The following is a 23,539-nucleotide window of genomic DNA, read 5'->3' on the forward strand; positions in this document are numbered from 1 at the left end:
ATGTTCAGTTAATAATTTCACCCTTGTTGTTGGCTAAATTTTTGCGCCATTCACTTCGCTCCGTTGTTGTCAGTTTCGCCCACTCAGTTTCTTCGCCAATAATTCTTAAAGGTTCTTGAGAACGATAAGATCGTGTTAAGTTACCCGGGAACTTTTTGTCAGTAACATTTGGGTCGTTTTCAAATTTACCTGTTGGTTCTATTTTATAAACCCTTTCTCTTCCTTCTCCTTTTGCTAATGCTGCTGCAAGTCCTGCACCATTGGCATTAGCAGTGAAATAAATGTGGTTCATTTTAAGCCCAGGTTTGTAATTTGAATTTCCACCCGCTGTCAGCAAATCACCAACCTGTAAATCTGCCTTTGTCCCATGATAAAATGGTCCTTCATCAGAAGGTGTATCGTTATATGAGTTTGATAATTCATAATTTCTTTTTGCATTATCAAAATCACACAACTCCTCATAGCATTTGGCAATGTTTAAATATAACGTTGAGTATGCACTCTTAACATTATCATCATTTATATTTAGTGCACACTGTAAAGAGGTTTCCATCCATTTCAATTTCCCTGTAATACTCTTTTGTTTACGAGCCAAATGATATGCTGCAATAAACCTTTCATAGTCGTCTTTTGCTTCGTGCCATGCTTGATGAAACATGGTGGTTGCACCTTCAACATTTCCGCCATCTTCCATGTTCATTCCATTCATACAGAGTTTAATAACGACGTTGTTTTGGTCAAATTTTATACTCATCTAATCTTACCTCCCAATTAATGAAATAACATTTTTGAAATACATTTCTCCAAAACTCTTATTTAAACGACCATATCTTCTTATTAAAAAACAACTTAATTTCCTTTGAACCTGTGTCTTGATTCGTCGCTGTTCTTAGACTTATTTCTATTTCATTTTTACTGTAATTAACCAATATATTTTGAAATTCAGAATCGTGTAAGTGAGTGTCTTTTAATTTTCCGTAATTATTTATTGAAATAAATAGCCACTTTAAATCCCTTTCTTATAACATTCTCATATAAAAATATAGTACTTTTAACAAATTTTCTTATTCAACTAAACTAAACCGTTAGTTCAATAAGAAAAAAGGGTACCTATTACTTTTAAATTGTCTCAAACCATTCTATTGCATAACCAATACGATCTTCAACGAATTTATTTGTAACAAAATCAGCACCATTTTTCATTTTTTTGTTTGCGTCCCCCCTCGTTTTACCGATTACTACTAGCAACTTGATTTAAACAGACATAAAGTTCTCTCAATCTTACAACAACTGTAAGAGTAATTTGCAGTTTTTTTGTAGTAAGGTATTGCTAGGAATGAAAATGGGAGGCTATACAGATGAATGCTTCGAATAAATTACTTGAAGTGAAAGCAGTACGAAAAGTTTTTGGTGAGGGGCAAAATGAAACAATGGCATTAAAAGGCGTAACTTTTGATGTTTTACCAGGGGAATTTCTTGGCATTATGGGTGCGAGCGGTTCAGGCAAGACGACGCTACTAAATGTAATCGCCACAATGCAAAAGCCAACATCAGGGCAAATATTGCTAGACGGGCAAAATATTTCGTCGTTCAAAGGATCACAACTCGCAGCATATAGAGGCAATCAAATCGGATATTTATTTCAGCAATTTGAACTGATTGATAATTTAACGGCGAAAGAAAATATCATGTTGCCGTTAGCAATTCATGGAATTAATATAAAGGCACAAGAACAAGAGTTGCTGCAATTAGCAAAAATATTCGATATAGAAGAACTGCTAAATAAATTTCCGTCACAATTATCTGGAGGGCAAAAGCAACGGATTGCAGCAGCGAGAGCGCTAATTTCAAATCCTAGCATTGTGTTAGCGGATGAGCCGACTGGTGCGTTAGATACTAAAAACGCCAAGATTTTAATGAAGAAGCTGTCTGATCATAATCAAAAACAGGCATCTACTATTTTAATGGTGACGCATGATGCGAATGCGGCTAGCTACTGCTCAAGAATTTTGTTTATCCAAGACGGTGTCATTTTCCATGAACTACGTAGAAATGTACCGGGAGAATCTCAGGAGACATTTTATGAGCGAATCGTTATGGTGATGGCGCAACTTGCTGGAGGTAGTAGTAATGTTCTTTGAATTTGTGAAGCGTAATAGCCGCAAAATCCGGAAGGAAAACGGTGTGTATTTTGCATCGCTTGTCGTGTCAATTGTGGCGTTTTATGTGATTTTGTCACTAGGTGAGCAAGATGTCATGTTATATTTGAAGACGATTGAAAGCGATGCAGTCGAGCGATTGTTGTTATTAATTCCAGTGCTTTATGCAGTTTCATTATTGTTCGTATTCTTCCTCGTGTATTTTGCAAATCGCTACCAGCTTCAGCGTCGCAGTCATGAGTTCGGTTTGTATTTAATGATGGGGATGAAGCAAAGTAAGCTGTTTCTCATGATTACGGGCGAAACGATTTGGAACGGGATTGTGGCCCTGAGTATTGGTTTGCCGATTTCATTGTTTTTAACAGAGCTGATCAATTTAGCGACATCACGGTTAGTTGGCATGGGGATTATAGGTCATGCGTTCCGTATTTCATGGACAGGTATTGGCTTGACGATCTGTGGTTTCTTCCTTGTGCAACTGCTAGCGATGCTTATTTTAAGCTTTACAATGAGTCGAAAAGAGCCGATTGAATTACTTCATGAGGATAAGGAAAAGTCACAAACTACAATGACGCCTAAATGGGGAGCCGTGAGCTTACTATCTGGAGCGGCTTTATTATTCGGGACGATTTTTTTAAGCATCGCTTATGGTATGGCGATTTTATATTTACGAAATTTTGATTACCGCGTATTTGCGTTGATTTTGTTTGTTGGTGTGTGTGGGACATTTATTTTATTCCGTGGCTTAGGAAGTATGATTGGTGTTTATGTGAAGCAAAAAGGAAGTTCTTCGACAGGTTTATCGATATTTTCGGCGAGACAGCTACAAGAAAATGTATTGCATCAATGGAGTTCACTCGCTATATCATCCTTACTGATTCTAATGGCGATGGTCTGCTTCGCTTTTGGTACATCGACAGCGTTAATGAATAGCGCTGTAGCTAATCGAACTGTTGATTATACGTTTAATGGTAATGAAGATGAAATTAACCCTTTGATTAAATCCGATGAGCTAGTACCTTATGTTGATAGTTATTATGGGATGGAGTTACATAATTTCTACACACCTGCAGATGAATCAGTATTAAATTATTATTTTGCATGGACGGGCTTAATAGAAACAGTATCGAGTCAAGCTGATTCAGAGCCAAAAGAGATTTTATTAAACAACTTATCGATGCAGCACACGCCGTATTTTATTTCATTATCGAGCTATAACACGATGCTTGAGACAGCTGGAAAGAATCCAATTCAGTTAGCTGATAATGAAGTGGCCATGTATACAAGTGACGATACAGGAGCGCCATATGATATATTAAAAGACACATTGAAAAAAAATCCAACAGTCGAAATTGCGGAAAATGAATACACATTATTGCCGACGTTATATTCGGATCAAATTGTGGCAGATCGAGCTATTACGTTAATGTATTCGTTGATTGTACCTGATGCATTATATGAGCAATATTTTGACGCTGAGGAAACTTGGCTTTGGAATATGACGTTAAAAGACGAGTTCATTGAAGAAAAAGGGCTTATGCAGGCGATGCTTGAAGTCGATCAAGTACTTAATTCGACAGGCTTGCAATATGAGAGCTATCTTGCGAGCATGGGTAGACAGTTATTTTATACGGTAGCAAGCAGTTATACAACGTTTTATTTAGGCGTGATGTTTTTAATTATTGCTAATACTGTACTAGGTCTAAACTTTTTAATGCAGCAAATAAGCACGCGTAGTCGCTATCAAACATTAGCAATGCTCGGTGCAGATGTGGAATCAATTTGTAAATCTGCTCGCAAGCAAATTTGGTTATACTTCATCTTAGCTATTTCGGTCGCGTTGGTTAGTGGAATTTTTGGCATTTGGTCTTTATTAAAAGCAATGCCGGCTACTATTTTCAGTCTTCAAAATGGAATTATTATTGGTTTAGTAGTGCTATTATTTATTGTAATTGAAGTTGGCTATATTCGAATGATTCAACGAAAAAGTGATGAGGAAATCAGGAAGTTAAAAGAAATTGAGTAGAGGTGATGGTATGGCGAATATTGTCATTGTAGAGGATGACATTTTCCTCCGCGAAGAATTACAAAATATTTTACAAAAGGAGGGGTACTTTGTAGTAAGTATCTCTTCTTTTAATACACCTGTTGAAGATATCATCGCTGCCAAACCGGGGTTAGTATTGTTAGATTTAAATTTACCTAACTTATCAGGTTTTCAAATTTGTCGTACTTTGAAAATGAAAGGAATTGGTCCGATTCTAATTTTAACTGCTCGCAACCAGATACGAGATGAGTTGCATGCATTAGAGTTAGGAGCCGATGACTTTTTAACAAAGCCATGTCATCCGAAACGTCTCATTGCAAGAGTACAAAAGCTACAACAACTATATGCTAAAATGCCGATGCTTTTAAATTGGGGAAAATTCCAATTAGATGTGAAAACGAATGAATTATATATTGGTCACAATTCACTTTCATTATCTGAAAATGAAAGTACCATTATGAAGCTTTTAATACAATATGCACCGGCTGTTGTGGAAAAGGAGCAACTTTTCCATGAATTGTGGGGAAGTAGTGAATTTGTGGACGAAAATATACTACAAGTAAACATGACCAGACTTCGTAAAACATTAGATAAAGTAGGCGTATCATCTCAGATTAAAACGGTCAGAGGCGTTGGCTATCAATTGATAGAGGGTGAGTCCCCATGAGGCAACTAAATTGGCTCCCTAGTTTACATCAATCGCGGCAATGGATTTTGCTTCTATGTGTAAATAGCGGTTTTTTTATTTTTTTAGCATGGGTTGCATATCCAGAGTCATTTAAATTATTAATATTGACGATGCTCATTTTTACTTTTGTAACCATTTTGATTGGTGTGCTTTTTACATGGAAAAAACAACGAAAGCAAAGAAACACATTCTATAAATTTTTAAGAGAGCCTTCCGCTGAGCATGAGGCTAAGTTGCTACAAGTTTTAGGTGACACACATAAGGAACCACTGCATGATTTGGCTAATCAATTACGTCATCTATCTGATGAATTACAAGGTGCAAAGTACCAGTCAAAAGAATATGAAACCTTTATCGAAAGCTGGGTGCATGAAATTAAAACACCACTATCGTTACTTCATTTTGTCTTACAAAATCGTCAAGATGAAATGTCCCCGTTGGTTTATCAACGGCTAAATCATGCAAATATAACTATTCACGATTACGTAGAACGCATATTATTTTATGCAAAGCTACAAGCTGTGCATGTTGACTATAGCTTGAAAAAGGTCTCTATTGTGGAATGCTTTGAAGATGTATTACTAGAGCTACAATCGTTATTGGAAGAGCAGCATGTAAACGTTCATACGGAGATAAAGGAGATAAACGTTGCATCTGATGAAAGAGTACTTCATTTTATTTTAATCCAATTACTTGTAAATGCAATTAAATATCGAAACGTAGATAGTGAAAGTTTCATTTGGATAGAAACAGGTTTTGATCATGCAAAAGACAGCTATTATGTTAAAGTAGCTGACAATGGACTAGGCGTCTTACAATCAGATTTACCATTTATATTTGATAAAGGATTTACAGGAGATGCTAGTAATCAAAAGCGGTCTACAGGGTTGGGATTGTTTTTAGTGAAAAAATTATGTGACGATTTGCAAGTTGAAATTGAGGTTAAGTCAGAACACAAACGTGGTTTTACCATTCAGCTGCTTTTTCCGAAGGTTTAAAGGTTTTTCTGAAATCTTAATGAATGAGTAAGCAATGTCACCAAACCCTAGTTTAGAAATCTTTTATAAAAGTTCCCTTAACGCTACCTTAACTTTTAATACCTCACTTAATTAGCAATAATAAAAACAACCAAGGAAACTCATTCCTTGGCTGTTTCATAAAGCATTTTAACAAACTCATAGCTCCCACCATTAGTAGTCTGATTAAAAGTCTCAAGCTCTTTAAAGCCTATCTGTTTATACAACGCTATAGCTCGTTTGTTAAAGGTAGCTACGGATAAAGTAATGGCTGCCGGTTTGAACCTACTTTGAGCAAACTGTAAGCCTGCCTTCAAGAAATCGATTCCTTTACCCTTACCCGTTAAATTTGGATGCATTCCCAGTCCAATATCCATTACTTGAGGGGCTACGAAAGTAAAACTAAAGAAGCCTATCAGCTTCTCCTTCTCCATAACGACGTAGTATTCGTCCTTACGACTTACCGGGTCTAGAAATTCCTCCAGGTCCTCCTCGTCTGCTTCCATATTATAAAAGGAATACGGCTCCTCGTAGTGCCAGTTATAAGCTATGTCCTCGGCCTGCTCCTGAGTCATCGGTTGAAGTATATAGCTCAAGCGCTTCCTCTCCTTTTCTCCAGTCTAAAAGAGTAAATAAGAAGATTTAATATACTCAACAGGGTAATAGCAAAAAACATATACAAAGAAGCTGGGTCGCCTGATAAATTAAGCTCATCTACAATAATTCCTTCCAAAAATAAAAGTTGAGCACAAACTACAATAGAAATAATAGAGACAATAGAAATGGTGAAGGCTGTTATCCATTTTGGAATTTTAAAGAGCACTACCGCTATAAGTAAAATTACAGCTAAAACTAGAAACGTTATAAAGACTGGTCTCATTAATGTGAACGTACTAAAAGCTTCAATACTGTACATTTGATCCCTCCAATAGAAAAAAAGTAAGGAAAAATAATAGAATGAATAGAATTACTGCACCCAGTACTTTTTGATTGTGATAATTTTTACCATCTTTTAATTTTTGGAGCAGCGTAATTATATTTAAAAATAACAGCACTCCAAGTGTGGGAATGATTAAAAGCCATATCATTTTTCTTTCCCCTCTTGTATTAACTTACTTACAAGCTCTTCCCTTCTCAAGTCCTTTCCCATAATGACATATGGTCCATCATTTGCAGAAGGAAAGAAATTTTCTTTTACCACTACCCATCCTGATTTTACATATAAAGCTTGAGCTGCTAAATTACTAGCCTTGGTTGTTAATACAGACGTCTTCATCGAGCAATTGTTCACTAATTTTTCTAATAATCTTTTACCTAATCCATTCCCACGATAAGAGGGGTGAACTAATAGCTCTACAAATTCAAAGCAATCTGTTAACCATTCGTTTGCTTCTTCCACGGTTAGTTCCTGCTCCAGAAGTCCTCGGTAATACTGTCCATCCTCTGATTTATAACCATAGGCAAATCCAATGCATTCGTTGGTATCGGAATATGCTACAATTCCAAGAAAACCATCATAATTGGCATGCTTTTGTATTCTTTCGAAGAAGTCATCCTCTTCTTTTTGCCATACTGCTTGATAAAGCATAGCCATTTCTTCTGCTACATGGACGCTATGATCAAATTGCTTAATAATAATCATTCCTTTACCCCTCCTGTAAACTTTTCATTACACTATCTCCAAAGGTCCTTATGTCCGCAAGAAAATCATGGTTCTCTGGTGACCCATAGCTATTGACCATCCGAACTGCCACGATTTCGTGTTCAGGTACGACTAGCACTGCAACACCTGTGAATCCTAAAATTTGATACGAGCCACGCGGAACTAATTCTCCAAGCTCCGTTTTACTTGCCGGTAAATCCTTTACAAACCAAAGGAAACCATGCTGAGGCAAATCCTTATCAATTGTATTTGGGCTGATAAGAGAGGTGGATAGTTGGATAATTTCTTGAGGAATTATCTGCTCGTTATCTATATATCCTTGTTTCAGGTGAAGATAGCCCCAATAGGCAAGATCTCTTGTAGACGTGAACATATTCGTTTGATCACCCTCAGCGCTGCTAGTTGGAATTTCCTTCGGTTGTCCTGACGGGTCAATAACATCTGCAAGATTAGGATGAATTTCTGTATACCAGTTACTCTCCTTTAAGCCGAGCGGAAGAAATACCTTTTCTTTTAGTAAATCTGCTACTGTTTGGCCTGTTGTAACCTTTACTATTTGAGTAAGCAGGTTTATATTAACTTGTCTATAGGCCCAGCTCTCCCCTGGTAAAAACTCTCGAATAACTTTACCTTCTAGCTCCGTTAACCCATGCGTATGTGTCAATAAATGTCTAATTGTAGTTCCACGAAAAACTTCTTCCTCCAAATCCGCAATATATTTTGTCACTTCATCATCTATCGAATCGATATAACCATGATGCACCGCATATGCGACTGCAAATCCTATATAGCTTTTGCGAACAGATGCCACATGAAACTGGGTATCCTCCTGTACTTCCCTAGCTTCTGGTCTGCTAGATTGAGTGCCCCAATATCTTTCTGCCACAATCTCATCTTTATGAATGACTATAACTGCCGCTCCAGTTGCATAGACAGAGTTATATGTATTTTTTACATGATCAATTACTGGATTAAATCTAGCCTGTATATTTTTATTCAGTTGCATTTTTTCACCCTCATTTCTTGCGCCTATTTTTTCTTCTCTCTAATTTATTCTTTGTCACTTACATAAAGTCCTTTATGGTAATCTAATAAGGAGGTGAGTTTATGAAAAATAAACCAATTTATGTAGAGACTAGTATTTCTAGTGATATGGAAAAAGTATGGGAGGCTTCTCAAAATCCTCAGCTACATGAACAATGGGATTTACGTTTTTCTTCTATCACCTATTTACCCAAAAAAGAAGATGAACCACAGCTATTTAAATATAAAACGAATATAGGATTTGGATTTAGTATTGCAGGTTGGGGGAAAAGTGTCGGTACCTTTCATGCGAAGGACAACTCTAGAACATCCTCACTGCATTTCGGTACTGCCCAAAAGATTTCTCCTATAAAAGAAGGCAAGGGATATTGGAAGTATGAGCCTGAGCAAGATGGCGTTAAATTTTTTACGCAGTATGATTACGATGTTCGTTTTGGAACACTTGGAAAAATGATAGATCGCGTCCTATTTCGCCCGATAATGGGATGGGCCACTGCTCTTAGCTTTGATGTATTTAAGAGGTGGCTTGAAAAGGGAGATACTCCCTCTAGTCAGTATGTACGATTCTTCAGTCACTGGCTTATTACCATTCTGTTCTTTTTTGTTTGGGTGTATCACGGCCTCGTTCCAAAATTACTATTGATGCATCCCGAGGAAGTATCAATGACCCAAGGCATGCTCCCCTTAACGGTGAACGAAGCTCAAAATATCGTTTCAACAGCAGGTGCTATCGAAATAATATTCGGTCTCCTATGGCTACTATATAGCAATAAGCGAAGATTACTGAAAATCCAAGTCGTTGTTTTTCCATTACTTACACTCTCCACTTTAATAGGAGATGCCACCGTATTTGGTGATCCATTTAACCCCCTTACATTTAACTTAACGCTGTTTGTTCTATCCGTTATCGGATTGCTGGTTAGTAAAGACATTCCAACTGCCAAAAGCTGTAAGCGTTCAAGATAAGGAGTTTTTCATATGTCTATTTATAAAGAAATGCTTGGAGAACAATTCGAGCGACTGCAGCCAATGCTCAAGCGGCGGTATACTATTTCTTCTGAAACGGCCTTCCAGGCAACAGGAGTCATGACAAAAATATCTAGCGGTCCGAAATGGTTGTCACCTTTCTTTCGTATAGCCACTCGTTGGAAGTTTTTATTTCCTGAGCAAGGAGAGAATGTACCATTTCAAATCGTAAACAAAGGGAAGCTTGGTCCAAATGGAGAGCAACAGGTCCACTGGGAGAGAACGTTCTTCTTCCCAAACCAAACAAGGCATTTCAATGCGCTGATGAGCTTAGAGAAGAGTAAGCGTGTAGTAAGGGACTATCTTGGGGAGCCGAGCTTGTTCTATTCTGAGCTCGTATTCATCGTCACAGAGGAAGGGCATCTTCAAATTGAATCTAGTAAACAGCGTCTTGTTTTAGGCAAGCTGGAAATCCCCTTACCAAGGCTGTTAAAAGGAAATGTTCTTGTTAAAGAGTGTTATGTAGAAAAGAAAGACGTATTTTCTATTCATGTGTTAATTACTAATCCTTTACTTGGTACATTATTCGAGTATAAAGGGGTGTTTCAAACAGATGACCTATAAAGGAATTGCAATCTCCCACACTATTTTATTTCTCATAGTTGCTGCTTTTAGCGTAGAGCCCTGGTATTTTCTTATGCTATCCGTAGCTCAGATATTATTTGTTCCACTCGTCTTAAAATTAGTTTTGAAAGATGATCATCTGATTTATTACTTTGTCATTCCAGCTGTGATAGCTGTTTCTATTTTACAGATTACCGAAGATTCAAGGATTGATTCCTTGCTCGCACTTATCTATCTACTTTTTACTTTTATCGTTGCCATGGTTGGATTTAAACGTTTTATTAACAGAGGCTTCACCAATATAGAAGAGTTTGCGATTGATATGGGGATGATGTATTTATTCATCGGAGGACTTTGGTTTGTTGCATCTGTTCTTGAAATAAATACAGGGTTTACTCCTATTTTAACGTGGCTCACTGGCATCCACTTTCATTATTCTTCCTTTTTATTGCCTGTTTTTATAGGTTTTTTAGGGAGAGTTTATAAACCTGCCAGCTACCCTTGGCTTACAGCTATCATTTTAATATCTCCTTTAGTCGTTGCAATAGGAATCACTTTTTCTACACTTTTAGAGTTTATATCAGTTCTTTTATATATGATTGGCATATACGGCTTCATCGTTCTAGCTATTAAGGCAACATATAAAAACGGCTATCAGAAAAGCCTGATTGTTACTTCCTTTGGAGCTCTAGGTGTAACAATCCTGTTCTCCCTTTTGTATGCAACAGGGAATGCGTTTGGTATTTTTGGCGTAACGATAGATTTCATGCTTAAGTTTCATGGATTCTTTAATTGCCTAATATTTGCGTTCGTCGGTATTGTCGGCTGGTCCATTTGGACACCACCGGCACGTTATAAAAAGTTGCAGTTTCCTATTAGCAAGATCACAGGTAAAGGAACTGTTGGTGAGAAAATTTTAGATGACTATCACATAAATAAAACCTATATGGGCTTAGTCGATGATATGAGCATTTTTGTAGATAAAGAGGCACTTCCTCCTATGATCAGTAATTTTTATGAGCAAACAATGCATTACCGACTATTTTCCATTGTTCATTGGCATGCTTGGTTCAAGCCTTTTGCCGCTTTATATAGATTGTTTAGTTCCAGGGTGCAGCAGCTGAATCTACCATTTAGCTCTAGGGAGATGGAAATGACCGGAGATATAATAGCTATCGAGGATGGACGTACCAATACAAGAGCTTGGATACGAAAAATTGAAACAAGCACCATCTTTATTGCACTATATTCCATACATACTCGAGACGAGAAAACCTTTATGAATATCTCCCTCCCTTTACCATGGTCGTCAATGGTTGGCATATTAGCATTACAAGAGCAAGATGGAAAGCTGCTCTTAACTAGCAAAAGTTCCTTAGCGTCTGATGCTGGGATTTACTTGGCCTTTAGAGGAACCAACGTTAAGCTTCCTTTGGAGGAGCAATTTCTTTTAGAGGAGAAAAATGAAATTCTAACTGCCAAACATGAGATGCGTATTTTCTGTATTCCATTTTTGACGATTAATTATCGGATTTTTTTAAAGGAAGATTTGGAAACCTGAAAATAAAGGAATATAAAGATACGCATTCTAGAATTCTTACGAAACTGTGTAAAGACTTCAATAGCTTTTTACTTTTTTACACTTAAAGTAAAAAGCAGGTTAGTTGAATAAGAAAGTATTTAATCAACGTGGGTTGCATTATACTATAAATAGGTGAATTTCGATAAAGGTAGGAATGTAACATGTATAAAAAACTAAGTAATGTAGATTTTAAATATTTTATTGGTCAGAAGGTTACTGAGGTCAACACAGAAAAGAACTTACCTTTAGGGATGACTTTTGATACGGCTGGTTTAATTATTGAATGCCCTTGGAGGTTACAAGTTTCTAATGAAGTTGTAATTGGCTATTCAGACTGTATCCAAGCATCCGACAGATATTCACATAAAAGTGTTGAAAATATTCTATTAGGAAAGAGAATAATGAATATCCTACATTTTGAAGGAATATCTGATTTAGTTGTAGAGTTTGAAGGAAGTATTTATCTTGAACTGTTTCACGATAGTAGTTACTTTGAGGGATGGCAGTTAAGCGGGGAGAACGGGTTTTATTTATTTACTTTACCAGGAGGAACTTATTCGGTTTAAGTGGGATACCTAACCCTTTCTTATTCAACAAACGGGTGCTTTAGTAAAAAATCGGACATCAAAATAAATAAGCATGGAGATACATTTCCCAGCTATCCCCTTCATCATTTGAATGGGGGATTTGTTTTTAGCTGTTTATTCACTAAATGCCCCCAAACCAGCTTTGGTAGCATTTTAGGGGGGCGTAAGAATTTTGAAGATTTACTGCTATAAGAAAATCTAAACATAAAAAAACCTAATTTCTCGGTTTATAAGTGAGAAATTAGACTTTAGTTACTTCATTAAATCGCCCTATAATGGAAAATCAAGTGTGTTGTTTTAAATAAGATAGACCAACTATAATTTAAGAGTATAGCTCATTAATATCTATTCCATTTCATCTTGCTGAATATAATATTCTATCGCTTGTTCAAACCATTTTTGTTCATCTTCTGTAAAAGGAGATGGTGTCATATTATCAAATTCTTGAAAATCAGGTTCTCCTTCTATATTCGTATCAGCGAGTTTTTGCATCAAATCCTCATCAAAAAATGAAAAAACTCCTTCTATATAGTTCTTAATCATTCGCTGTACTTTCAGGTCCTCTACGGGTTTACCATATAATTGTTTCACTTCTTTAGACAATTGAGTAAACGTTTTATCTAAAGAGATTTTTTCTTCTTCCGATTTCTTTTCTAACTCTTCCATGATATCCGTTAACATATGACGATTGATCCATTCTTCTTGTATATGGTCAGTACGCATACCGTGAAGAAGGGTAAATAATAAGTTACTATCCACTGTTCCCTCTTCCTCCATTAACCTAATTACTCTATTAATAGATTTCATTGACTGTTCGATTTGTTTTTTTTCTTTTTCTAGAGCTTGAAAATGAAGAGACAAGCTTTCGTTTAAATCAACGGTAAAGCTTGTTTTATTTAATAAATTTTTTATTTCATCCAGACTATATCCTAGGAATTTTAAACTTATAATTTTTTGCAATATTATAATATCTTGATAATTGTAAATGCGATGCCCTGAAGAAGGATTCTTTTCTGGTCGTAATAAACCAATTTCATCATAGTAATGTAAAGTAGGAATAGGTATTCCTGTTTTTTCTGAAAACTCCCCAACGGAAAACCTGTTATTGTTATTCATCAAAATTCCTCCCAACAAAAGTATAAGTTCATTATAAAACCTCAAGTAACTTGAGGTTCAAGGGATAAATTTGAAATTGATATATTGTAACACTATTCCCGTTTATTCAACAATGCTGTACAATCTCAGTTATTGCATAAGACTCTGCATATTACTGATCGTTGTAAATCCACAAAAATCTGGCGAGAACCCAAAAAGGCGGCATAATTTTTGCATTGATAACGCATTTAAGGAATTAAGTTCATAAAGTAATAGAAAAGATTGTGAAGTATTGTAATTAAACTAACGCGTGCATTAGCAAAATAGTCCATCATTTATGGTCTATTTTTATGTCCAAAACATTAAGTTGATTTCGGATATGCATTGTGGAATGTTACACTTTTGAATTTCAAGCCCGTACTTTCTATGAACTAGCCCCCTGGTAGTAGTTATTATACAATGGTTACTAGTCGGATGTTTTAGTAAAATAGGAAAACAAATTAAAAAGAGCTTGGAGAAAGTACCCAACTCATTTGTTATATGTATTTAAATCAACTTAGCTTAAACATAGCTATAATATAAAAATGTGAAATCAGATTGCCGATTTCACGTTTTTATATTTTTTGACTAGTTATTCCCAATGACTTAGTTTATCTAGGAGGAAGTTTTCTACATATATACACCATATAATCACTGTCGGAATCGATAGAAGTGCCCTTCCAATCTTTATAGACATTTACAATTTCCAGGGTATGTTCTTTTAATAACCTCTCCATCTCTAAGGGATAGGTATATCGTAAGCTGATATTAGTTATCTTTTCATCAATTATTTTTGCACTATGATCTTTATATTTTCGAATGGTTGTGTAATGCTGAATTTGTTTTAATGCATCATAACTGCTGATCGTGTATACATCTATCTCGTTTTCTCCATCCATATAAGTTTTCCAATATTCCTCTGTAGCAGGTTGAAGCAGCTCATTAGCAGAGGGAAATCTTGTATCAAATATAAAAATACCATCTTCCTGAAGATGTTGTTTTATAGAGGATAAAAGTTGATCCTGTGCCTCATTTGTATGGAAATGCTGTATGGAATTACCCACCATATAAATAAACGGACTTCTAATGCCTGCTTGGAAATTTGTACAATCCTGCTGCAGCCACTGTATATCCAAGTTAAGCTTTCCGGCTTTTTTAGCTGCCTGCTCCAACATTCCTTTATGAACATCAATACCAATCAATTGGTAGCCCTCTTTGGCTAATGGCAAGGTCAGCCTCCCAGTTCCACAGGCTAAGTCTATAATTGGACCATTTACTTTCCCTGCCCATTCTAGTAATAATGGAAGTTCCCCTACGTAATGATTATTTTCCTGGTCATAGGCTGATGGATCATTATATTCCTCTAAATTATCTAGTTGAATGCGATTCGTCATACCAGTTCTCCTTCAACTTGAAGTAACCAATTCTCTACCCTCTCTAGGTAGTGAGGATTTTCCCATGCGATGATTGTCTCAAGTTCCCCATGCTTTTCCATTTCCTCTTGCACAAATAGTTCTCCAAGGAAATAGCCAAATCTACTGTACCCAAAGGTATTTACTCCATTAATAGAAAACCAATTACGAGATAATTCAATTCCAGTCATTTTTCGATAGTCCTCTATAAATGCCTTTTTTATTTCTTTAACATTCTGTTGAGCAAAATTAAGCCATTCTGCTCCTTCATCATCGTAAGTAAAATAAACGGATTTCTTTAAATGAGGAATAATTCTTTCAGATAGGCACGTCGCAATTCCTTCCCTATATAACCAGTTGAATGGATGAGTCCATTGAGCAGTAGTCCAATCCATTCCGGCCCTGTCTGTTAAAATATTTTGTGCTGCATGACCAAACTCATGAGCAACGATTACCCTCAAATGATTTGGATCAGGCGAAAGCTTCTCTAACGCAAAGGTGATATTAGGAATTATTTGCTGGTACGTATATGCATTTGATCCATATCCTCCAACGATCAAATTGACCTGTATTGGAAAAGTAACATCGTATAATCGTTCATATTCGCGCACTACTTCTTCAATAATAGGTGTTATATTTTCATGCACTTGTTGGATTTCACGGAAGCTGCCAGGGTATTTCTCCATTGACTGGTTATGTCGTTCCACGGTGTCTTTGCAATGACGAGGAAAATATTCTGTAAAAATTTCTGGGTATTTTTCATAATAGCTTCGTAAAAAGCTAATGGATGGGATGTAATTGTTTAAAAAGAAAGGCACTGTATCTATAATCTTCAATTTTGCTTTCCCCCTTTAACTATTTACTACACTTAATAATTAATGTTGTCGGTATAAGCTGTGCTTTTTCAAAGGAGTACCACCTATTCACATGGCGCTGTACATCTTCCTCCTCTAAGTAAACCTCTTCAATGACTTCCTCGATTTTAAAGCCTGCCTTCACAAGTCTATTAATATAAGTACTCACTTTAAATTGTTGCATGATTGCTTGGGTATCCCAAAAATCATGGTCGTACGGCCCTTCCTCTTGATAGGATTTGTTGAAGAGATACTTCCCATCCTCATGCTTCACTCGGCTATGTAGGGGATGCTCCCAGCTGAATACAAAAATGCCTCCTGCTTTTAAGTAAGAATAGATATTGGCTAATGTTTTGTCTAAATCAGTAGTCCATCCTAGTGCAAAAATCGAATAAACGATTTCAAAATAGTTTGATGGCAATCCAGGATTAGTTTCCATAGGAGATTGAAATAGTTTTACGGAAGATCCATAATCCTTCAATAATTCTTTTGCAGCAGATAGCTGATTGTCTGATAAATCAATTCCCCAAAGCTCTTCTGCTCCTCTTTTACCCATATATTGTAGGGAGTGACCACTGCCACAGCCGATATCTAAAACCTTCAAATCCTTTACTTCTCCTAATAGATTTAAATGTTCTTCACGCGGAGCCATTGGTCCATACTCGGGAAGAGGATTTCTACCATAAAAACGATTTGCAGACTTTTCCCAGCTTGTTTTGTTTATTTCTAATGTCTTGGTATTCATCTTGTTCCTCCAATAATTTACTCGTTCCACCGCTTTCCGTGGTTAATATTTATATTCGATTATTTATTCTTAAACTCCTTTATAAAACAAAAAACCTGACGCACGTTTTAACGTTGCGTCAGATTTTTTGATGCCGTACAAAATCATCGCTTCTTTTTCTTAGAAGTTTTTTTGTAATAATTTGTAGGCGAGTTTGTTGTAGAATTATCAGATGAAGCATTAGTTTGTGGATCTGCCACAATAATTTCCTCTTCTTCTGCAAACTCTGTTTCGTAGCTTAGATTTCTGTAGTTTTGACTTTTCCCATCGCTGGTAGAAGTACTGCTTTCTTCGTCTTCTTGAGCAAACAGTAGTGGTATACAAGCAATTCCGCTTAAACCAACAAGTGCATACACAACACGAGCAAAGGCAGAAGTTTGTCCACCAAAAATAGATGCAACTAAGTCAAATTCAAAAAATCCGATTAAACCCCAGTTTAATGCACCAATGATAACTAATGCTAAAGCAATCCGAGATAGTACTGACACGGACCAACACCTCCTTCAATTTGTATAGGTGGAGCTAGGTAGTAAGAATGGAAGGAATAGTTCCTTCCACCCTGAATCTTTAGCGGCGATGTTCGACTAAATCGATTGCCCCCAACACTATATGCGCTAAGCCAAACCCGATAATCGAACTCGTGATTAATGGTGAAATGCTTCTATTGTTCCTAAGCGCTACTCCAGTTGTAGTTACGGCTGTCCCTAAAACTGTTGGTATTAACCCTTCGCGAATACTCTCCATTAAAAACACTCCTCTCATTAATTGCTGTGATTCCTTCATATCTTTTGCAATATCCATCTGTTTATACTGCTCAGCAAATAGTACAAGAGCATGAAAATATCCTTTCTTTTAACAACATTTATCAATTAATGAAATATTTATGTGTTATAATCAAGCGAAATATTTTTTATTCTACTCAAAATTAGTATTAACTGATTGATTCTTATCTTCAGTGGCATACTTTCCAATCTTTTATCAAATATATAAATCGTTGGATATTAAAAAAATTTTACTAAAAAAAAGAAGGCGAATAATATGTATGGAATAATTGCGTTATTTGATGATCAGTTAAATAAGCGGATTTCGAAGCTTTGGCAGGAGTTAAAGGATGAATCTATTTCTTCCTATGCATTTGAGGTAAGTGATCGGAAGCCACATATTACTATTGCAAGTTACAGCAAATTAGATATTAAATTTTTTGTAGATCGCTTAGATAGCTATTTAGCAGATAAAAAAAGTATTGAAATCACGTTTCCTTCTATTGGATCGTTTACAGGATCTGGTACACTTTTTTATACACCTGTTATTACAGAGGATCTTTTTCATTTCCACAACGACTTTCATACTTTTTTTAAGGACTTTAATGACGCACAACCCTTGTATAATCCTGGACAATGGATTCCACACTGTACTATAGCAAATCGTTTATCCAACGAAAAATTAATAGAGGCTTTCCTCTATTGCACTACTCAAGCTCAGAACATAAAGGGATATATTAAAGAAATTGCTGTAATAGACACGTCTATCCCGACACAAGCCACAGTAATTTTTTCAAAAAAACTTAATCCCATATAAATACCGCTGAGAATTTAATCCCAGCGGTACTTATTATTCCTCTATGCTCTTTGGTTCATTCTGAATTAATTCATTATCCACATAAACTTTTCTACTTTGAAGGGCTATAGAAACTCCTTCTCGTTCTAAAATTTCCATAATACCAAAGTTAATATCCTCTTTCACTTTTAAAAACTCTGCCCAAACCGTTGTGTTCGTAAAGAAATATAAGAAAATGTCATAGCCATTTTCTTTAAATGCATCAAATTTCACAAAAATTGTTTCAGGATGGACACCTGAATGCTTGCTCACTAGCTGTTCAATTTCTTTTACTACAAGCTCTAATTTTTCCTTCGGCGTCTCTTGAGATACCCTTAGATTAAAGTTAATTTGCCTTTTCCCCATTTTACTCCAGTTGGTAATTGGTCCATTGGCAATCATGGCATTCGGAACAGTAACAATAGCTTGTGAAAAGGTACGGATTTTTGTACTACGAAAAGTAATTTCTTCAATCGTCCCCTCCACATCAGGAGTCAATATCCAGTCACCAATTCTAAAAGGCTTTTCTGTAATAATAACAAAGCCACCCAATAAATGAGAAAGCGCATCCTTTGCAGCAAAGGCGATTGCTACTCCACCTAAGCCTAGTCCCGCAACAAATCCACTCACGTTATAACCAAATTCCTCAGCAACTACGCTAATACTTATGACAACAATTACAACTCGTAGCGCCTTTGAAAGAAAGGGAATGAGTATATCATCAATATCCAAATTATATCTGTTTCTCATTTTAGTGAAGAAAGTAGAGGAATCAGAGGACATATTGTATAATCCCCAGCTGATCAGAATAATATAGGAGACTCTTATAAGCACCAGAAATAGTTTATTTGTTTCATCAAAATGTGGAAAGAAGCTAGCCGCCACATAAATTCCGACTATGATAAACATCCATTGAATAGGCTTTTCGAAGGACCGAAAAAGGTGCGTCAATGCATCAGTCGGTGTTTTATCACTTAGCTTGATCAATAGGTTAAATACATATTTTGAGAAAATTTTTCTCAAAATAAGGAAAACTAACAGTATGGCAATGGAAATACCAAGGTTCTTCCAAAAGACATACGACATAAAGATAGACAAATCCATAAAAAATACCTCCTAGCAAAATCAACACATATCATACCACAGAATTTTACTATCCTTTAATGATTTGCTGTCGTGGTTGTACATTATATAAAGGTTTGCCTTTTACTAAGAAAGTTAAACTTTGATATTTTGAAAGAAAATGAACTTGTAATAGGTGGATAAAGAATTTTTTTTAAAAATTCAAATAAAATGTTATAATTTAAATACAAATGGAGGTTTTAAATTTGATAACCAAAATATTTGAATGGATTGGATTTATTATTGTCGGAGTTTCCATCTATGCTAATGCTATTATTCGTGCCGATGGTATTACGTCCGGAGCAGGTATCAATTTAAGCATCGTCGGAATGATTACTGGTGTGATTCTTACTCTTACCTTTTTCTTAGTGAGGAAATTAAAGGTAACACAGAATATCTAATTACACGAGATGGGCAATCATTAAGGAGGTTAAGATTAAAATGAAAAAAACGTTTGAAGTTATGCATAATAATCACCATATTCGTGTAGAGAATAGCTGGTTTACAGGAGAAAAACTATATGTAGATGGACAATTACAGGATGAAAATCTTGGTCTTGGATTAAGAGCTACATTAAATGGTCGGCTAAAAAGTCTTGAACATAGTGAAAATATTAAAGTGACTCTCGGTGGTACTTTTAAAATTAACTGCAGGATATTTGTTGAAAATCATTTAATTTATCCATTAGAGAAATAGTCACTTCATATACAAGCCGTATAAAGGCAAAGGTGGTTAAAATGAATTTAAAGCATTTTCTTTCTAGCGTTTCAGTACCGTTTTCTATTATTCTATTTTTATTTATCGATAAATATATATACGACTTTCCTACATTAATAGGAGCCTTATGCGGAGCCCTCTTTGTCGCAGTATTTATTACAGGTATTCAATCTATATCTTTACTAGACAGAGAACTAAAGAAACCCACATATTTAACTTTATGGATCGTAACTTTGGTTTGTATACTAGGTTCTTTTTATTTCTTGGCTCTGTAATAATAGTTACTCAGTGTACCGCAGTTATGTAAATTTTAGGTTTTACATCCCCATAATAAAAAAGACGGCAGTGAAATTATCACTCCATCTTTTTTATATTGCTTAATAATTAACTATCTCAAGTACTTCTTCATGTATAATCACTGCATAGTTGTATATACGCTCATTGATCTGTTCGTCTAAATTTCTATATTCCACATCGGCTCTCTCAATTACAAATAGGTACTCTGCTTCTAGTTTTTCAAAATTTGGATCCTCAAATCCACTATTTTCTATGGTTAAGTATCTCTTCAACATTTCTTCTAAATAGACCTTTTCGATTTTTGCATAATCCCCCGCACCAATCAGCTCCAGCATTTTAGTCAGTCGACTTACGTATTTTTGGATACCCAATCCTTGCATTGTTTCTGATAACCAATTGAGCAAGGCTTCATGGCCTCCACTTTCCATTTCACAAAAGTAACTAAATAAAATAAATATGTCATCCTTTTTTTCATTTTCGGTCGGAAAAGCATAGTTTCCATAAGCAGCAGATAAAACAGCATTCCAAATATCATCATTCGTTTGTAACTCACTTCGATTTACTTTCATTTCTCAATCCCCTGACTGCAGTTCTAGCTAACCTATACTTTTATATCGATTTTATCTATATTTCGAATAGCAAGATATGCAATAACTAAACCGATTAATGCCAATGACAAAGGTATAACAAATATATCATTCAATGAAAATCCACCATTATTACTGGTAACTAGCACTACAATTAGAATAGATGTAATAATTGTAGTAGGTATGGAATATTTCTTCATACCAAAGTAAAGAGGAATTAGCGACATACCAGAAGCTGCAACTGCATACATCAATACACTAACACCATGTTCTTGAAGAAGCGAAGCCGTTAGCGTATCAGGAATTAGCTGATAGTTTACACTAACGAGGCAATAGACTGACGTAATAAATAGATTCGAAATAATGATCCATGTAAAAGTAAATATAAATACAATAGCAAGCTTTGCCGTAATTATTTTTTTCCTACTAATTGGATACATAAATAACGTTGTAATTGTTTTATTTTTGAATTCTCCTATGATTAACTTCGCTATTAATGTGGCAGCAAAGATGATAAAGGTTCCCCTCACAAATGAATCAATAACCGTTAAGACCTCCTGGTAATTTACAAAGTCCTGGTCACCTTCTACTTTAGATATATACGCTATTAGAAATATAAACCCGAGAATAACAAAATTAGCAATTACAGCGTTAACCGAATAGGAGCCCAGTTTAAACTTTTTCATCTCTAGCTTCATTAGCTTAAACATTTACTACACCCCCATTGACTAGCTTTAAGAAGTATTCCTCTAATGTACTTGTCTTTTTACTAATGGCCTCTATTTCAATATCGTGTTCATACAAAACCTTGGAAATCATTTGTGGTGTGAGCGTTGAATCGTATATACGAATACAATGATCGTCTACTAATTTAAAGTTAACTAAAAGTAACTTCTCACTTAGCAGGAAGGAAGTTTTCTGTATGTCTTGAACAACCAGCTCGATGTAGTCGGTTTGACTACGAGTTAATTGTGCAAGTGAAATTTCTTGAATGAGTTTCCCGTTGTTGATGACTCCAATTGTATCCGCTAATTGCTCTATCTCTCCTAAAATATGGCTTGAAACAATAATGGTAATGCCATATTCCTTAGAAAGCATTCGAAATAAATCTCTCATTTCCTTTATACCTTGAGGGTCTAGCCCGTTTATTGGTTCATCTAGAATAAGCAATTCCGGCTTTGTGATAATTGCACGTGCAATACCAAGCCTTTGCTTCATCCCCAGAGAAAATTCTTTTACTCGCTTGTCTCCTGTGTTCACTAGACTAACCATATCTAATACTTGCTCTATTTCTTTTTGGTTATAATAACCCATGTAATCGCAATGAAGCTGAAGTGTTTCGCGTGCAGTCAGCTTATCATAAAAAATTGGATATTCAATTATTGATCCAATTCTTTTTAAGACCTCGAATGATTGATCGGTTAGCCTTTCGCCAAATATTTCTATTTCACCATTTGTCGGTTTTATAAGATTGGTTATCATTTTCATGACCGTTGTTTTACCTGCTCCATTAGGACCTAAAAACCCGTAAATTTCTCCCTTTTGAACATTCATATTAACAGAAGAAACGACTTCCTTACCTTCGAATACTTTTGTCAGATGATTTGTTTTCAATATATATGACATTGAATCCTCTCCCTCTTCGTTCTATTCTTAGTATAGAAAACGAACCTCTCTTTTTTATTACTTCCATCTTACGAATTTCTTAAGTTATGCTTTAACATTAAAAAGTAATTCGCTTCAAGGTTGCAGTAAAAATCGTCTTTTCATGAGGGATGCTTGATAGATGAATAGAGCCTCCCATTATTTCAAGAAGCCGCTTGGTAATTGTTAAGCCTAATCCACTGCCTTGGAAATGTTTATTCCTAGAATCGTCCATCGTATATGTTCTTTCAAAAACCCGATCGATATGATACTCTTCGATTCCTTTTCCCTTATCCCAAATATCCATATAAATATAGGACTCATCGTATCTCAACGCTAACCCGATGTTTTTACCGTCTGCGCCATAGGTCAATGCATTGGATAATAGATTGTTTAGAACCCTATCTATTGCCTCCTCATTACCAAATGCATATAAATTGTTTTCTGGTATCTCAATTTCAACATGCATGTTCTTTGCTGTTATCAGATCATAGAAGGATAAAATGTTCTTACGACATATTTCATTTATGTTTACCTTTGACAATGGGTATTGTTGGTCCCCTGCTTCTATTTTCGCCAAGTCAAAAAAGGTATGGATAATTTTAAGTACTTCATTTGTTTTAGTATGTAGTTTAACAACGAGCTGTTGCCGTTCTTCCTCCTGTAGGGAAGGCGCAATTTCTAGCATTTCAATATAGCCTAAAATGACAGTTAATGGCGTTTTCAAATCGTGTGAAACATTAGAAAGCATTTTTCGCATAGACTCTTCTAGCCTTGTATGAGTAGCAAGTATTTTTTGTTTTTCATCTAATAACTCATTAATTGTATTCAATAGTTGCCGGAGCTCATCATGCTCGGTATGTGCTAAAACTTTTTCTCCTGAATTCTCCTGGATGATGCTATGAAGCTTTTGGTGCATATAGGCAATGCTAGAGGTGAGATTTCTTTTTTCTTTGTACTGGAAACCAATGAAGGCCAACAATAAAATAATAGTGAAACATAAAAGGAGTACCATA

The 23,539-nt window shown here is 35.7% G+C and carries 27 protein-coding genes; 11 read left to right on the top strand and 16 right to left on the bottom strand.

Annotation, left to right across the window (positions count from 1 at the left end):
• Positions 1 to 4 precede the first annotated feature (4 nt).
• Complete coding sequence (gene arr, locus Q0371_RS05285; RefSeq protein ID WP_298469107.1) at positions 5 to 754, bottom strand: NAD(+)--rifampin ADP-ribosyltransferase; 750 nt, start codon at positions 752 to 754, stop codon at positions 5 to 7.
• 604 nt (positions 755 to 1,358) lie between these two features.
• Here arr and Q0371_RS05290 point away from each other — a divergent pair.
• The 4 genes from Q0371_RS05290 to Q0371_RS05305 are packed head-to-tail and all read left to right on the top strand — an operon-like array spanning position 1,359 to position 5,892.
• On the top strand, positions 1,359 to 2,141 hold the full coding sequence (locus Q0371_RS05290; RefSeq protein WP_298469109.1) for an ABC transporter ATP-binding protein: 783 nt from the start codon (positions 1,359 to 1,361) through the stop codon (positions 2,139 to 2,141).
• On the top strand, positions 2,131 to 4,185 hold the full coding sequence (locus Q0371_RS05295; RefSeq protein WP_298469111.1) for an ABC transporter permease: 2,055 nt from the start codon (positions 2,131 to 2,133) through the stop codon (positions 4,183 to 4,185). Before Q0371_RS05290 ends, Q0371_RS05295 begins: the two co-directional genes overlap by 11 nt.
• A complete protein-coding gene (locus Q0371_RS05300; RefSeq protein ID WP_298469113.1) occupies positions 4,178 to 4,873 on the top strand; it encodes a response regulator transcription factor in 696 nt (231 codons plus the stop codon). Before Q0371_RS05295 ends, Q0371_RS05300 begins: the two co-directional genes overlap by 8 nt.
• Positions 4,870 to 5,892, top strand: coding sequence for a HAMP domain-containing sensor histidine kinase (locus Q0371_RS05305; RefSeq protein WP_298469116.1), 1,023 nt, complete (start codon positions 4,870 to 4,872; stop codon positions 5,890 to 5,892). The genes Q0371_RS05300 and Q0371_RS05305 overlap by 4 nt, the downstream gene beginning before the upstream one ends.
• Positions 5,893 to 6,032: 140 nt before the next feature.
• Here the strand turns inward: Q0371_RS05305 and Q0371_RS05310 are convergent, their stop codons facing one another.
• The 4 genes from Q0371_RS05310 to Q0371_RS05325 form a co-directional block, all read right to left on the bottom strand.
• Positions 6,033 to 6,506: a GNAT family protein gene (locus Q0371_RS05310; protein WP_298469118.1), complete on the bottom strand. Its 474-nt coding sequence runs from the start codon at positions 6,504 to 6,506 to the stop codon at positions 6,033 to 6,035.
• Positions 6,503 to 6,826 carry a hypothetical protein gene (locus Q0371_RS05315; RefSeq protein WP_169359740.1) on the bottom strand — a complete coding sequence of 108 codons (324 nt, stop codon included), beginning with the start codon at positions 6,824 to 6,826 and terminating at the stop codon, positions 6,503 to 6,505. Before Q0371_RS05315 ends, Q0371_RS05310 begins: the two co-directional genes overlap by 4 nt.
• Before the next feature lie 168 nt (positions 6,827 to 6,994).
• A complete protein-coding gene (locus Q0371_RS05320; protein ID WP_240949716.1) occupies positions 6,995 to 7,552 on the bottom strand; it encodes a GNAT family N-acetyltransferase in 558 nt (185 codons plus the stop codon).
• 4 nt (positions 7,553 to 7,556) lie between these two features.
• On the bottom strand, positions 7,557 to 8,579 hold the full coding sequence (locus Q0371_RS05325) for a serine hydrolase domain-containing protein (RefSeq protein WP_298469122.1): 1,023 nt from the start codon (positions 8,577 to 8,579) through the stop codon (positions 7,557 to 7,559).
• 101 nt (positions 8,580 to 8,680) lie between these two features.
• Between Q0371_RS05325 and Q0371_RS05330 the strand changes: the two genes are divergently transcribed.
• The 4 genes from Q0371_RS05330 (at position 8,681) to Q0371_RS05345 (ending at position 12,355) form a co-directional block, all read left to right on the top strand.
• Positions 8,681 to 9,583, top strand: coding sequence for a DoxX-like family protein (locus Q0371_RS05330; RefSeq protein WP_298469124.1), 903 nt, complete (start codon positions 8,681 to 8,683; stop codon positions 9,581 to 9,583).
• A 12-nt stretch (positions 9,584 to 9,595) separates the two neighbouring features.
• On the top strand, positions 9,596 to 10,207 hold the full coding sequence (locus Q0371_RS05335; RefSeq protein WP_298469126.1) for a DUF4166 domain-containing protein: 612 nt from the start codon (positions 9,596 to 9,598) through the stop codon (positions 10,205 to 10,207).
• Entirely contained in the window at positions 10,197 to 11,768 is a 1,572-nt protein-coding gene (locus tag Q0371_RS05340; RefSeq protein ID WP_298469128.1) for a YndJ family protein, read from the top strand. The genes Q0371_RS05335 and Q0371_RS05340 overlap by 11 nt, the downstream gene beginning before the upstream one ends.
• Before the next feature lie 182 nt (positions 11,769 to 11,950).
• Complete coding sequence (locus Q0371_RS05345) at positions 11,951 to 12,355, top strand: DUF6188 family protein (protein WP_298469131.1); 405 nt, start codon at positions 11,951 to 11,953, stop codon at positions 12,353 to 12,355.
• Positions 12,356 to 12,721: 366 nt separating this feature from the next.
• Here the strand turns inward: Q0371_RS05345 and Q0371_RS05350 are convergent, their stop codons facing one another.
• The 6 genes from Q0371_RS05350 to Q0371_RS05375 all read right to left on the bottom strand — a co-directional run bounded on the left by Q0371_RS05350 (position 12,722) and on the right by Q0371_RS05375 (position 17,304).
• Entirely contained in the window at positions 12,722 to 13,492 is a 771-nt protein-coding gene (locus Q0371_RS05350; protein ID WP_298469133.1) for a MerR family transcriptional regulator, read from the bottom strand.
• A 629-nt stretch (positions 13,493 to 14,121) separates the two neighbouring features.
• The gene (locus Q0371_RS05355; RefSeq protein WP_298469134.1) at positions 14,122 to 14,904 is read right to left on the bottom strand and encodes a class I SAM-dependent methyltransferase; all 783 of its coding nucleotides are present in this window, start codon (positions 14,902 to 14,904) and stop codon (positions 14,122 to 14,124) included.
• Complete coding sequence (locus Q0371_RS05360) at positions 14,901 to 15,758, bottom strand: hypothetical protein (RefSeq protein ID WP_298469136.1); 858 nt, start codon at positions 15,756 to 15,758, stop codon at positions 14,901 to 14,903. Before Q0371_RS05360 ends, Q0371_RS05355 begins: the two co-directional genes overlap by 4 nt.
• A gap of 19 nt (positions 15,759 to 15,777) precedes the next feature.
• On the bottom strand, positions 15,778 to 16,521 hold the full coding sequence (locus Q0371_RS05365) for a class I SAM-dependent methyltransferase (protein ID WP_298469138.1): 744 nt from the start codon (positions 16,519 to 16,521) through the stop codon (positions 15,778 to 15,780).
• A gap of 143 nt (positions 16,522 to 16,664) precedes the next feature.
• Positions 16,665 to 17,048, bottom strand: a complete 384-nt coding sequence (locus Q0371_RS05370; RefSeq protein ID WP_251555836.1) for a DUF378 domain-containing protein — start codon at positions 17,046 to 17,048, stop codon at positions 16,665 to 16,667.
• 79 nt (positions 17,049 to 17,127) lie between these two features.
• The gene (locus tag Q0371_RS05375) at positions 17,128 to 17,304 is read right to left on the bottom strand and encodes an asparagine synthase (RefSeq protein WP_144539033.1); all 177 of its coding nucleotides are present in this window, start codon (positions 17,302 to 17,304) and stop codon (positions 17,128 to 17,130) included.
• A 294-nt stretch (positions 17,305 to 17,598) separates the two neighbouring features.
• Here Q0371_RS05375 and Q0371_RS05380 point away from each other — a divergent pair, with 294 nt between their 5' ends.
• On the top strand, positions 17,599 to 18,138 hold the full coding sequence (locus Q0371_RS05380) for a 2'-5' RNA ligase family protein (protein WP_298469140.1): 540 nt from the start codon (positions 17,599 to 17,601) through the stop codon (positions 18,136 to 18,138).
• Between the two features lie 33 nt (positions 18,139 to 18,171).
• Here Q0371_RS05380 and Q0371_RS05385 read toward each other — a convergent pair whose 3' ends face one another.
• Positions 18,172 to 19,260: a mechanosensitive ion channel family protein gene (locus Q0371_RS05385; RefSeq protein WP_298469142.1), complete on the bottom strand. Its 1,089-nt coding sequence runs from the start codon at positions 19,258 to 19,260 to the stop codon at positions 18,172 to 18,174.
• A 224-nt stretch (positions 19,261 to 19,484) separates the two neighbouring features.
• On the opposite strand from Q0371_RS05385, the gene Q0371_RS05390 reads away from it, so the two are divergent.
• Both Q0371_RS05390 and Q0371_RS05395 read left to right on the top strand, forming a co-directional pair.
• The gene (locus tag Q0371_RS05390; protein WP_298469144.1) at positions 19,485 to 19,679 is read left to right on the top strand and encodes a hypothetical protein; all 195 of its coding nucleotides are present in this window, start codon (positions 19,485 to 19,487) and stop codon (positions 19,677 to 19,679) included.
• Positions 19,680 to 19,719: 40 nt separating this feature from the next.
• Positions 19,720 to 19,974 (top strand): hypothetical protein, encoded by a 255-nt coding sequence (locus Q0371_RS05395; RefSeq protein ID WP_298469146.1) that lies wholly within the window; start codon positions 19,720 to 19,722, stop codon positions 19,972 to 19,974.
• A 398-nt stretch (positions 19,975 to 20,372) separates the two neighbouring features.
• Here the strand turns inward: Q0371_RS05395 and Q0371_RS05400 are convergent, their stop codons facing one another.
• From Q0371_RS05400 to Q0371_RS05415, 4 genes are all read right to left on the bottom strand, one after another.
• Complete coding sequence (locus tag Q0371_RS05400) at positions 20,373 to 20,861, bottom strand: hypothetical protein (RefSeq protein WP_298469148.1); 489 nt, start codon at positions 20,859 to 20,861, stop codon at positions 20,373 to 20,375.
• Between the two features lie 32 nt (positions 20,862 to 20,893).
• Positions 20,894 to 21,589, bottom strand: coding sequence for an ABC transporter permease (locus Q0371_RS05405; RefSeq protein WP_298469151.1), 696 nt, complete (start codon positions 21,587 to 21,589; stop codon positions 20,894 to 20,896).
• On the bottom strand, positions 21,582 to 22,505 hold the full coding sequence (locus tag Q0371_RS05410) for an ABC transporter ATP-binding protein (RefSeq protein ID WP_298469154.1): 924 nt from the start codon (positions 22,503 to 22,505) through the stop codon (positions 21,582 to 21,584). The genes Q0371_RS05405 and Q0371_RS05410 overlap by 8 nt, the downstream gene beginning before the upstream one ends.
• Positions 22,506 to 22,602: 97 nt before the next feature.
• Positions 22,603 to 23,538, bottom strand: a complete 936-nt coding sequence (locus Q0371_RS05415; RefSeq protein WP_298469156.1) for a sensor histidine kinase — start codon at positions 23,536 to 23,538, stop codon at positions 22,603 to 22,605.
• Position 23,539: the final 1 nt, after the last annotated feature.

The sequence above is a fragment of the uncultured Psychrobacillus sp. genome (assembly GCF_938022135.1).
In the GTDB taxonomy this organism is placed as follows: domain Bacteria; phylum Bacillota; class Bacilli; order Bacillales_A; family Planococcaceae; genus Psychrobacillus.